The organism is Halomonas sp. E14, from assembly GCF_052568415.1.
On record NZ_CP199423.1, the window covers coordinates 296,478 to 308,540 of the forward strand.

A 12,063-nucleotide genomic window follows, 5' to 3' on the forward strand; every position below is an offset into this window, starting at 1 on the left:
GCGCGTAAAGTGCATACATCGCCTGCCCTGGAGCTCCCCATGCGTTCGCCCCTCGACGACACCGCGCTGGATACCGTGTTCCGCGAAGCGCGTACCCACTATGGCTTTCACGCGCAGCCCCTCGATGAGGCCATCCTGCGCCGGCTCTATGACTTGCTGAAATGGGGCCCCACTTCCATGAACAGCCAGCCGGCGCGCTACGTCTTCGTGGTGAGCGAGGAGGGTAAGTCGCGCCTGCTGCCGGCGCTTTCCGCAGGCAACCGCGACAAGGCCCACCAGGCAGGTGCCATCGTCATCGTGGCCGTGGATAGCCGCTTCTACGAACACATGCCTAGGCTGTTTCCCAGTTCGCCCAACGCCCGTGAGCGCTTTGCCGAGAATCCCGACAAGGCCAGTGACACCGCCTGGCGCAACGCCACCCTGCAGGGCGCCTACCTGATCGTGGCTGCGCGCATGCTGGGGCTCGACGTAGGCCCCATGAGCGGCTTCGACAACGCCATGGTGGATGACGAGTTCTTCCCCGACGGCCGTTACAAGAGCAACTTTCTGGTGAACCTGGGCGTGGGCGACCCTAGTAGTGAACGCCCCAGAGGGGAAAGGCTGGCGTTTGACGAAGTGGCGGAGGTGATTTGAGGGCCTTGCTGCCGGCGTAAAACGCTCAATCCCAGCGTATCCAGCGGGTCAGCTCCTCACGGTTGGCAATTTCAACTTGCTGTGCCCGCGGATTGACCTCGCTGTGCTGAGGATTCAGCCCCAGCTCCCTTAAGGCATACAGCACGAGCGGGCCGCGGCAAGTCAGTACCAATTCTCCGTTTTTCATTCCGTAGTCGTGGCCAATCAGTGAACGCTCGACTTCAGGCAGGCGACGGTCAGGAATCAGTCGAACCTCCACATGTGTATGCCAGTCGGCATCATATTGGCCATCGTGCTTTCCTAGCATGCTGCCGCAGGGCTCCGGCGCAGCACGAAATCGACTCAGAACGAAGTCCCGGTACTGCTGATGTTTTTCACAAAACGCTCGGACATGCCAGCGCCCGGCAGCAAACACAAGGGTATGCGGCACAAGTACACGGTCTTCTCCCTTCGGGTTCGAAAACGAGGCATAGTTCACCTCAAGTCTCGTTCCTTGGCGTGCAGCTTTGACAATTTCTCTTACTACTTTAGGGGCAACCTCCCGATTGGGCATAGGTAGAGATTCGGTATTCGCTGCTCCCAGACTCAGCCCGGCGAATGGCGACTCCAGTTCCTGGTTTGTTCCTTGAAGATGTAGGTATTCTTCAACCCGGCCCAAAGTGAAAAGTGGGATGAAGTCTTCCGTCGGTATGAACCCTTTTTTTGATACGTCGTAGACGAGGTTTTTCGGAGCTAGATCTCTGTATTGCCTAAGAATTTTTTGGGATTGCTGCCTACCGATGCCAAACACTGTCCCCACCTGAGAAGCTGCGACTTTTCCTTCCCAAAGTGCCAGCACTTCGATTAACCGATAGCGGGCTTGCATATCCCAAGGCAGTGAAGTCGTATCCATGCTGCCTCCATAAGCTCCGTGTACTCAGGCGGATGCTGGTCTATCCGGGCTGACTAGTACGCTGGTTTGATATACATCAATAGTCACGCGCCATAACAAATGATTACATTGACGGGAGGAAAATAACAACCGTAAGGGATTTTTCATGGCCCAGGCCTTTTCAGAGCTTCCCCTTCACGCTCGAGTGATTTGGGCCAAGAGCGGTGACCCCGTCGGCCATGGGCTGCTAGCACATATGCTGGATGTTGCCGCCGTAGCGGAGGCCCTCCTGGAACATGAGCCACCGAGCACCATCGAGTATTACGCCAATTTGTTCGGATTGTCCGAGACAACCTTCATTCGCTTCGTGGCCGCCTTGGCAGGGTTGCACGATTTCGGCAAGGCAATTCCCGGTTTTCAGGCCAAGTGGCTGCAGGGGCAGCAGGAAGATGAGGGGGCCGGCCTGAGTTTTGGCCCGGCTTCGTTGAGAGTGAGTGACCATGCCTGTGCCAGCGCTGCCCTGCTCTGGAACCATCTTTCTGTAGTCGGTGCCGAGCCGAGCTGGGTTCTGGGTGTGCTTCAGGCGATCAGCGCCCACCATGGCTACAATTTCCACCGTCAAGAAATCAACGCTGCCATTCCACCCTTCGAGGGGGCTGAGTGGTCGCAGGCCCGCAAGGCACTGTTCGATAGTTACTGGCAAATGCTGGCGCCGGCAGGGGTGTCCAACGCCGATGAGTTGCCGCTGGCTGCGGTGGAGTGGCTGGCCGGGCTGACCAGCGTGGCCGACTGGATCGGTTCCAATCCCGACTGGTTCCCCTTGGGTGAGCGCGCCGACTCGCTGGCCGAACACTTCGGCCAGGCCAGGCGGCTGGCCACCCAGGCATTGCAGGAGATCGGCTGGAGCGACTATCACGCCCTGTTGCCGGAGGAGTCGTCCACCGATGCACTGATCTGTCGCATTGTCAATCGCCCGGGACTCGCTGCCCGGCCGTTGCAGGCCGAGGGCGATCGGCTGCTGGTGGAGGCGCAGGGGCCGACCTTGCTGCTGGTCGAGGCGCCGATGGGCGAGGGCAAGACCGAGCTGGCATTTCTGGCCCATCTGCGTCTGCAGGCGGCCAACCAGCATCGCGGACTGTATGTCGCGCTGCCGACCCAGGCGACCGGCAATGCCCTGTTCGACCGGGCGCTGACCTTCCTCAACGCCTTCGGCGACCAGCGCCGGCTGGATATCCAACTGGTGCACGGCGGCGCCATGCTGGACGAGCGGGTGCAGCGCCTGCGCGGCATCCATGACCAGAAAGACGACAGCGTCGGTTCGGCAGCATGGTTTTCCCAGCGTCGTCGGCCGCTGCTGTCGCCCTACGGCGTCGGCACCGTCGATCAGGCGTTGTTCGCCACCCTGAACGTCAAGCACCACTTCGTCCGCCTGTGGGGGCTGGCCAATCGGGTGGTGGTGTTGGACGAGGTGCATGCCTACGACACCTATACCAGTGGCCTGATCGAGTCCCTGCTGCGCTGGCTCAAGGCGCTGGGTTCGTCGGTGGTGCTGATGAGCGCGACCCTTCCGGAGCAGCGCCGCAACGCGCTATTGCAAGCCTGGGGCGTTCCCGTGGGCGAAGTGCCCGAGCTGCCTTATCCGCGCCTGCTGCTGGCGGACAGTCGAGGATTGCGCGGCGCAACCTTCGACTCCCGTGCTCTGCCGCCGATCAGCCTGCGAGCCATAGGCGAAGATATCGCCGATCTGGCCACCTGCGCTCGCCAGCAGCTCGACGCCGGCGGCTACGGTGCGCTGATCGTCAACACGGTGAACCGTGCCCAGGAACTCTATCGCAAACTGGAGTCGCTGCAGGACGAGGGTGTGCAGCTGATCCTCTTCCATGCCCGCTTCCCTGCCGACGAGCGCGGTGAGCGGGAGCGGCAAGTGCTTGAGGTGTTCGGCAATACTGGCACAGAGAGCCTGCGTCCTGGTCGGGCGCTGCTGATCGCCACTCAGGTGGCTGAGCAGTCCCTGGATATCGACTTCGACTTCCTGATCACCGACCTGGCGCCGGTCGATCTGGTCCTGCAACGTGCTGGCCGTTTGCACCGCCATCGTCGGGTCCGCCCCGAGGTTCATGCCGAGGCCCGGCTATTCGTTGCCGGCCTGCATCCGCAGGAGCTGCCCGAGTTGAAGGATACCGCCTGGGAGTTCGTCTACGAGCCCTACATCCTCGGCCGAACCTGGGCGCTACTGTCCCGCGAGCAGACCCTGCAGTTGCCTCATGACATCGATCGCCTGGTGCAGGCGGTGTACGGCGATGCGCCCCTGCCCGAGGATTTGCAGGCCGAAGCCCTGGCTTACATCGAGGGCGAGGCCTACGGCATGCACCGTGCTCGTCTGAACACCGAACGTCAGCAATCGCTGAACATCGCCCTAACTCCCGAAGATGAGCCGCAGTACGCCTACCTGCAGAAGCCGCGTGGCAACGAGGAGGGCGAGGGCCTGGGGCTGACCAACCGCACCCGCCTGGGCGATGACGCGGTTACTTTGGTGCCCGTCTACTGGGTGGCCGGCGGCTGGAGCGTGCAGCCCGGCGGAGAAGCTTTCGACCCGCAGCAGTCGTTGCCGGATGCCCTGGCCAGACAACTCTACGGCCGCCAGCTCAAGCTCAGCCGCAAGGCGGTGGTGGCCCACTTTGCCGCAGTCGGGGCGCCACCGGCCTTTGCCGAGCACCCCCTGCTGCGCCATCTCAAGCCGCTGGAGCTGCAAGGCGACAGCTGCATCGTCGGCAAGCTGTCGCTGCGCCTGGATGAGCGCCAAGGTCTGGTCTACGAATCTGCCGAGCTTGCCACCCTTCCCGAGGACTAGGAATGACACCACGTTTCAATTTGCTCGATGAACCCTGGCTGCCGGTGCAATTTGTTGATGGCCGGGTACGCGATGTCGGCCTGCTCGAGCTGTTCGAGCGCTCCGGGGAAATCGGCGCCCTGGCGGAAACCGCACCGCCGAGCCTGATCGCCGAATACCGCCTGCTGCTGGCCATTACCCATCGGGCGCTGAGCTGGGCGCACGGCTCCTGGAAGGACAAGGACCGCGCCCGCTGGTATCGCGAGGGCCTGCCGCAGGATGCGTTGCGGGATTATCTGCAGCACTGGCGCGAGCGTTTTTGGCTGTTCCACGCCGAGCAGCCGTTCATGCAGGTGGCGGCGCTGGCGACGGCAGCCGAAACGGCCGAGTTGAGATTCGACTGTTCTACCGTGACGATCGACCAACTCTATGGCAACGCCATGTTCGATCACGGCGTCTTTGCCAAAAGTCCGCGTCAACCGGCTGTGGTGTTGCGCGATCTACTGGGATTTTTCCAATTCGTACCGGGCGGCTTCTTTCCGGGAAAGAAGTTGAAAAGCTCCGACAAGGCAGGCCCCTTGGTAAACACTGCTGCCGTGCTCCCGCTCGGCAGCTCATTGCGGGAAACCCTGTGTCTGGCTTTGCACCCTAGCACCGCGGCAGCCGCGGACGACCTCCCCAGTTGGGAACGCGCGCCGGCTACCATTGCCCAGCTGCAGGCTGCGCCTACGTTGGCAAGCGGGCCGAACGATCGTTACAGCCGGATGAGCCGCTCCGTGTTGTTGCTGCCTTCTGCTAGCGGAGAGGTCGAGGCGGTGCAGATGGCCGCCGGCCTTGCCCTGGGCGACGATCCCAATGCCCCCGATCCGATGGCTAGCTATCGCGCGGGAAAGGACATGCTCGTGCGCGTGACCTTTACCGAAGGGAGGGCGTTCTGGCGCGACCTGCCGGCTCTAGTACCCGACGCCGAAGGCAAGGCTTGCCAGCCGGCGTCGGTGCTCGGCTGGGCGGCCAACCTGCATCCCTATCTCGGTGCCTTGCAGATCGAGCAACCGCTGCTGATCGCCGGCCTGGCCAGCGATCAAGCCAAGCTTCTGCGCTGGCGCTGCGAGCAGATCGCCTTGCCGGTGGCCTTGTTGGCCGACCCACAGCCGGCGGGTTTCCTGCGCAGCGAGGTGCGCCGTGCCGAAGCGCTATACGAGCAAATTCGTATTCTGGCGACCAGCATGCTGGCCGACACCATGCCCGATCCGCGCAGCAAGGACACCCGCGCCAGGGCGCGGGCCGTATTGGATGCCAGCGCTGCGGCCGCCACCTTCTTCGCCACCGCCGAGCGGTCGCTGCCGGCATTGATGCAGCGCATCGGCGTGGGCGACGGCGATGGCGCCAGTCGTGACTGGTCGGCCAGCCTGCTGCAGGCAGCTGAAGCGTGCTGGGAGATCCTGCACCGCCATCTGGGGCAATCGCCCCTGGCGCTGCGTGCCGAAGCGCGTACCTGGCCACGCTTCCGTGCCCTATTGCGTGAGCTGCAGTTGGCCACTCCGAATCTGCAACCATCCAAGGAGGCTCAAGCATGAGCGATTTCGCGCAGGACTTCGTTGCGCATCTGATCCGTCTGCGCGAAGGCAAGGCAGCGGCATTGGCGGAGCTGCGGCGCAGCCTGAGTTTCGCGCCTGGGGCCTATCCGCCGGCCTACCCCTATGTCGAGCGCTTTGTTGCGCCTGACAGCCATGCCGAAGACTCAACCCGCCTGGCGCTTTACGTGGTCGCCGGGCTGTTCGCCCAACACCCGCAGACGGCATCCGCCAGCCTGGCTTCCAGCTTCGGTGAACTGATGCGCCAACGCGACAGCGCCAGCATCGAAAAGCGCTTCGTCGCCCTGCTCGGTGCTGACGCCGAAAACCTCGCCGATTACCTACGCCAAGTAGTCAGCCTGCTGGCGGCGGACGATATCGGCCTTGACTACGCGGCACTGCTCAAGGATCTGCGCTTCTGGCTAAACCCGCACCTGGCCCCGGACGTACGCGACCGCATCCGTCAGCGCTGGGCGCGGGACTTCTATCGCGCCTTGGCTCTCGACTCCAAGTTGCCAACCGTTACCCAAAATTGAGAGAGATATCATGACTCTGTTCGTCGAGTTTCACCTGATCCAGAACTTCGCCCCGTCCAACCTCAACCGCGACGACACCGGCGCGCCCAAGGATGCCCTGTTTGGTGGCCATCGCCGGGCGCGGGTGAGTAGCCAGTGCTTCAAGCGGTCGATTCGCCTAGCGGCACAGGAACATGAACTGGTGCCCTCGGAGTACCGCGGCGTGCGGACCAAGAAGCTGCTGGCCCTGCTGCAGGAAAAGCTGGCGCTGGCGGGCCGTGATCCGGAAGAGGCCAAGGGTAAGATCGAATTGGCACTGGCCGCTGCCGGCCTCAAGCTGAAGGACGATGGCAAGACCGAATATCTACTATTCCTCGGCGAGGGCGAAATCACCGGTTTCGCCGATCTGATCGAGCAGTACTGGGACGAGCTGGCTGCGGCACCGGTCGGCAGCGAAAAGAAAAACAAGAAGGAGGCCAAGGCCAGCGCGCCCACCGAGGTGGTGAAGAAAGCCAAGGCTCTACTCAATGGTGGCAAGGCAGTGGACGTGGCGCTGTTCGGCCGCATGCTCGCCGATCTGCCGGAGGTGAACCGGGACGCCGCCTGCCAAGTGGCCCATGCCATCAGTACCCACCGGGTTGAACGCGAGTTTGATTATTTCACTGCGGTGGACGACAAGGGCGGCCCCGAAGAAACCGGCGCCGGTATGATCGGCCAGGTCGAGTTCAACTCGGCCACCTTCTACCGCTACGCGGTGGTCGACGCCAACAAGTTGCTGAACAACCTCCAAGGCGACCGTGAACTGATGCTGGCGGCGCTTGAAGCCTTCACCCAGGCCAAGGTGCGCTCCATTCCTACCGGCAAGCAGAACACCTTTGCAGCGCACAACCTGCCGGCGTTTGTCGGCGTTTGCCTGCGCCATGCCGGGCCGCTCAACCTCGCCAATGCCTTCGAAAAACCGGTGGCGCCCGGGCGTGATCAGGCCCTCAGCAGTCTCTCGGTGGCCGAAATGGCGCGGCATGAAGCGCAACTGGCCGGTGTCTATGCCGACTCCAGCGACCGCTGGGCCTATCTGGACCTGAGCGCTGCCTGGCCGGAAGGCAAGGGCGTGGCACTGCCCAATCTGGGTGCTCTAGCCAGTTGGGTGAAAGAACAGGTCGCCGCCGAACTGGAGGTTTGAGCATGGCCACCTTGCTACTGCGCTTGCAGGGGCCGATGCAGTCCTGGGGCACGACCAGCCGTTTCGACGAGCGCGACACCCAGCTCGAACCGTCCAAGTCCGGCGTACTGGGCCTGATCTGTGCAGCCCTAGGGCGCGATCGCAGCGAACCGCTGGACGACCTGGCTTGCCTGCGCATGGGTGTTCGGGTCGACCGCGAAGGCGTACCGATGCGCGATTACCAGACGGCTACCGGTGTGATGAACGCCGAGGGCAAGGTCAAGCTGGATCGTACGGTTATCAGCCCGCGCTACTACCTCTCCGATGCGGTGTTTCTGGTCGGGCTGGAAGGTAGCAATACCGATTTGCTGGAGCGGATTCAGACGGCTCTGCATGCGCCGGTCTGGCCGCTGGCGCTGGGCCGCAAGAGCTTCATACCCAGCATGCCGGTGGTTCTGCCGGAGGGGCTGCAGCCGGTGGGGCTATTGGAGGCTTTGCAATCCTGGCCGGCACTTGTGCCCTTGGTGCCTGGCGCGTTCTTGCGGCTGGCGCTGGAGGATCTGCAGGAAGGCTCGGTGCGACTGGATCAGCCGGTCGGCCCCTTCGCCGAACGGCGTTTCGGGCCGCGTTTCGTGAAACAGGAAGTGATGCATGTACCTGACTCGATTGATGCTTGACCCCCGCAGTACGCAGGCGCGTCGCGATCTAGCCGATGCCTACGATATGCATCGTACTCTGGTGCGGGCTTTTGTGGTGGACGAGCAGGACGCGCCGGCGCGTTTTCTCTGGCGTCTTGAGCCAGGAGCAAACCCCTGGACCAGCCCGGTAGTGCTAGTCCAGTCCCAGGAAACTGGCAATTGGGACGCCTTGCAGGCGCTGCCGGGCTACCTGCAGCGACCGGGTGAGAGCAAGTGCCTGGATCTGGACGAGCTGGTCCAGCCACGGCAGCAATACCGTTTCCGCCTGCTGGCCAATCCCACGGTGACCCGGGCGGGCAAGCGCTATGGCCTACCTGGCGAGGCCGAGCAGCTTGCCTGGTTGCAGCGCCAGGGTGACCGACATGGCTTCGAGGTGAAGTCCGCCTTGGTCACTGCCAGCGACATGCTGGACAGCCAACGCAAGGGGCGCGCGTCGATCATGCTGCAGAGAGCATGTTTCGAGGGATTGTTGCAGGTTTCCAGGGCCGATGACGTGCGCTTGGCGTTGGTCAACGGCATCGGCCCGGCTAAGGCATTTGGTTGCGGGCTGCTCAGCATGGCGCGCTGCTGATGCTGCCGCCTCTCAAGCCGCTGCCGATGAAGGATCGGGTGTCGATGGTCTTCGTTCAGTACGGTCAGATCGACGTGCTGGATGGTGCCTTTGTGGTGATCGACCAGAACGGCGTGCGCATGCACATCCCGGTTGGCTCGGTAGCTTGCATCATGCTTGAACCGGGCACGAGGGTGTCGCATGCAGCCGTGCATCTGGCCTCGACGGTGGGCACCCTGCTGGTCTGGGTGGGTGAAGCTGGCGTACGACTGTATGCCAGCGGCCAGCCCGGAGGTGCTCGGGCGGATCGTCTGCTCTACCAGGCCAAGCTGGCGCTGGATAGTGATTTACGCCTGAAGGTGGTGCGCAAGATGTACGAGCTGCGCTTTCAGGAAAAGGCTCCGGAGCGGCGTAGCGTGGAGCAACTGCGCGGCATCGAAGGCGCCCGGGTGCGGGAAACCTACAAACTGTTGGCCAAGCAGTACGGTGTCGACTGGCGGGCGCGCAATTACGACCGCAAACAGTGGGATGCTGCAGATATTCCCAACCGCTGCTTGTCGTCGGCTACCAGTTGCCTGTATGGCATCACCGAAGCGGCCGTATTGGCGGCGGGTTACGCACCGGCAGTGGGCTTTATTCATACCGGAAAGCCGCTGTCATTCGTCTACGACGTAGCCGACCTGTTCAAGTTCGACACCGTGGTGCCGGTCGCCTTCCGTATCGCCGCCAAGTCACCACACCAGCCAGAGCGCGAGGTACGCCTGGCCTGCCGGGACATCTTCCGTACCAGCAAGCTGCTAAGCAAAATCATCCCGACTATTGAGGAGGTGCTGGCGGCTGGCGGTATCTCGCCACCCGAGGCGCCACCAGAGTCTGTCCCGCCTGCCATTCCCAACGCTAAAAGCATCGGTGAAGCCGGACACAGGTCGCAGTGATGAGTTTCATCGTCGTTGTCACGGAAAACGTCCCGCCACGGCTGCGTGGTCGCATGGCCATCTGGCTGCTGGAGGTGCGCGCCGGCGTCTATATCGGCGATGTATCCAGGCGCACGCGTGAAATGATCTGGCAGCAGCTGGCCGAAGGCTATGAAGACGGTAATGTGGTCATGGCCTGGGCGAGCAACCATGAGTCTGGCTACGAGTTCCAGACTCTAGGGGCAAATAGACGCTTACCCATCGAATTTGATGGCCTGCACTTAGTCGTTTTTCACCCATCGACACCCTCAGATCTTTAATAATAAAATTGGTGGGATTTTGGCAGCCTATTTTCCTTTTATGGAACAATTGGTTGCGTTAAGTGTGTTCCCCGCGCCCGCGGGGATGAACCGGCAGCGCCGTCGTCGTTGACCGCGACCGCCGCGTGTTCCCCGCGCCCGCGGGGATGAACCGACAGTCACCGGCTCACCGCCGAGCGCGCGGCCGTGTTCCCCGCGCCCGCGGGGATGAACCGGCGCGCTGCTGCCCCTCGAGTCGCACGCGGGCGTGTTCCCCGCGCCCGCGGGGATGAACCGGCACTCGCCCGATTCGGACAGTGTCCACCGCTGTGTTCCCCGCGCCCGCGGGGATGAACCGCGCTCGACGTCGAGCATGGCGGAAAGGTTCTTGTGTTCCCCGCGCCCGCGGGGATGAACCGTGGCGGCAGTGCTGCAGCAGCGCAAGCGCCAGGTGTTCCCCGCGCCCGCGGGGATGAACCGACTTGGGTCAACCACTGGTGACGCATGGCAGGGTGTTCCCCGCGCCCGCGGGGATGAACCGCCTTGCAACTGAAGGCGCCCATCTGCCATCAGGTGTTCCCCGCGCCCGCGGGGATGAACCGTCGGGAGGGTATGTGGAGGAATTCGCTGCCAGGTGTTCCCCGCGCCCGCGGGGATGAACCGCCTTGCCGAGGCCCATGCTGCGAATGCCGATCGTGTTCCCCGCGCCCGCGGGGATGAACCGACCCAGAACGTCACCGGCTCCGAGCAGCAGCGGTGTTCCCCGCGCCCGCGGGGATGAACCGAAGTCTTACGGCTTCCTGGCCAAGAAGCTCCTGTGTTCCCCGCGCCCGCGGGGATGAACCGCAGTCGAGCATGTCGGTCGAGGCGCTGATCATGTGTTCCCCGCGCCCGCGGGGATGAACCGGTGTGGGTCGGTCTGCGCCCCCTCTCGGTGCAGTGTTCCCCGCGCCCGCGGGGATGAACCGAAAGAGTACGAGGCAAATGGAATTTGGCCGGAGTGTTCCCCGCGCCCGCGGGGATGAACCGGCAGCCAGGGAAAGCGCATCCATCTGCTCGGCGTGTTCCCCGCGCCCGCGGGGATGAACCTAGCGCCCCAGGCTGTCCTTGGTCAGCTCGATCGTGTTCCCCGCGCCCGCGGGGATGAACCGGTGTTTGCCCAGGGCATGCAGGCGTCAGGGATGTGTTCCCCGCGCCCGCGGGGATGAACCGCGGTACCGCGAGCGGAGCGAGCCCGGCCAAACGTGTTCCCCGCGCCCGCGGGGATGAACCGACATTTTTATCGACCTTTAATGTTTTAACCGGGTGTTCCCCGCGCCCGCGGGGATGAACCGTTCACACGAACATTCGCGGTATTGGCGATGTTGTGTTCCCCGCGCCCGCGGGGATGAACCGCCCGACAGCAAGGGCGTCAACGAGGAAGCCCTGTGTTCCCCGCGCCCGCGGGGATGAACCGTCCTCGCCCAGGGCCAGCTGCTGCCGCATATCGTGTTCCCCGCGCCCGCGGGGATGAACCGCCAGCAGGCAGTACACCTGTTGCTGCACCTCGGTGTTCCCCGCGCCCGCGGGGATGAACCGCGCCAGGTCGTGGCCACCGCCCTGCAGGTCCGGTGTTCCCCGCGCCCGCGGGGATGAACCGGATCTCTACGACGAAGCAGGCATCGACCACGCGTGTTCCCCGCGCCCGCGGGGATGAACCGCCCATGGATGCGGCTGAACTCGGCGATGCTCAGTGTTCCCCGCGCCCGCGGGGATGAACCGCAGACCATCGCTAGCGTCAACGTGCGCAAGCCGTGTTCCCCGCGCCCGCGGGGATGAACCGGCCTGGGCTCGCTCCCGGTTCTCGGGGGTGTCGTGTTCCCCGCGCCCGCGGGGATGAACCGGCCACCGCCTTCAACCCCGGCGACAACCCGGCGTGTTCCCCGCGCCCGCGGGGATGAACCGGTGATGTACCGCTACATGGATGCGCTGGCCAAGTGTTCCCCGCGCCCGCGGGGATGAACCGTGTCTAACGTTAACT

Annotated in this window: 10 protein-coding genes and 1 CRISPR repeat array (1 of these 11 cut by a window edge); of the genes, 9 read left to right on the forward strand and 1 reads right to left on the reverse strand. The window is 63.5% G+C overall.

Translation table 11 applies throughout. From position 1 onward, the window contains the following. Positions 1-39: 39 nt before the first annotated feature. Positions 40-633, forward strand: coding sequence for a malonic semialdehyde reductase (locus ACT7B3_RS01350; RefSeq protein ID WP_445156615.1), 594 nt, complete (start codon positions 40-42; stop codon positions 631-633). Between the two features lie 25 nt (positions 634-658). Here ACT7B3_RS01350 and ACT7B3_RS01355 read toward each other — a convergent pair whose 3' ends face one another. Then, a complete protein-coding gene (locus tag ACT7B3_RS01355; RefSeq protein WP_445156616.1) occupies positions 659-1,525 on the reverse strand; it encodes a WYL domain-containing protein in 867 nt (288 codons plus the stop codon). 145 nt (positions 1,526-1,670) lie between these two features. Here ACT7B3_RS01355 and cas3 point away from each other — a divergent pair, with 145 nt between their 5' ends. Genes cas3 through cas2e form a run of 8 tightly spaced genes read left to right on the forward strand, consistent with a single transcriptional unit; the run spans position 1,671 to position 10,064 of the window. Beyond that, positions 1,671-4,355, forward strand: coding sequence for a CRISPR-associated helicase Cas3' (gene cas3, locus ACT7B3_RS01360; RefSeq protein WP_445156617.1), 2,685 nt, complete (start codon positions 1,671-1,673; stop codon positions 4,353-4,355). Between the two features lie 2 nt (positions 4,356-4,357). Further along, a complete protein-coding gene (casA, locus tag ACT7B3_RS01365) occupies positions 4,358-5,911 on the forward strand; it encodes a type I-E CRISPR-associated protein Cse1/CasA (protein ID WP_445156618.1) in 1,554 nt (517 codons plus the stop codon). After that, on the forward strand, positions 5,908-6,444 hold the full coding sequence (gene casB, locus ACT7B3_RS01370) for a type I-E CRISPR-associated protein Cse2/CasB (protein ID WP_444678650.1): 537 nt from the start codon (positions 5,908-5,910) through the stop codon (positions 6,442-6,444). Before casA ends, casB begins: the two co-directional genes overlap by 4 nt. A gap of 10 nt (positions 6,445-6,454) precedes the next feature. Next, positions 6,455-7,603 carry a type I-E CRISPR-associated protein Cas7/Cse4/CasC gene (gene cas7e / locus ACT7B3_RS01375; RefSeq protein ID WP_445156619.1) on the forward strand — a complete coding sequence of 383 codons (1,149 nt, stop codon included), beginning with the start codon at positions 6,455-6,457 and terminating at the stop codon, positions 7,601-7,603. A gap of 2 nt (positions 7,604-7,605) precedes the next feature. Beyond that, a complete protein-coding gene (gene cas5e, locus ACT7B3_RS01380; protein WP_444679398.1) occupies positions 7,606-8,259 on the forward strand; it encodes a type I-E CRISPR-associated protein Cas5/CasD in 654 nt (217 codons plus the stop codon). Continuing rightward, positions 8,234-8,851 carry a type I-E CRISPR-associated protein Cas6/Cse3/CasE gene (cas6e, locus tag ACT7B3_RS01385; protein ID WP_444678648.1) on the forward strand — a complete coding sequence of 206 codons (618 nt, stop codon included), beginning with the start codon at positions 8,234-8,236 and terminating at the stop codon, positions 8,849-8,851. The genes cas5e and cas6e overlap by 26 nt, the downstream gene beginning before the upstream one ends. After that, a complete protein-coding gene (cas1e, locus tag ACT7B3_RS01390; protein WP_444678647.1) occupies positions 8,851-9,765 on the forward strand; it encodes a type I-E CRISPR-associated endonuclease Cas1e in 915 nt (304 codons plus the stop codon). Before cas6e ends, cas1e begins: the two co-directional genes overlap by 1 nt. Next, positions 9,765-10,064 (forward strand): type I-E CRISPR-associated endoribonuclease Cas2e, encoded by a 300-nt coding sequence (gene cas2e / locus ACT7B3_RS01395; RefSeq protein ID WP_444678646.1) that lies wholly within the window; start codon positions 9,765-9,767, stop codon positions 10,062-10,064. Before cas1e ends, cas2e begins: the two co-directional genes overlap by 1 nt. Before the next feature lie 64 nt (positions 10,065-10,128). After that, positions 10,129-12,063: a CRISPR direct-repeat array (repeat unit 29 nt; unit sequence GTGTTCCCCGCGCCCGCGGGGATGAACCG) (it continues 3,097 nt past the right edge of the window).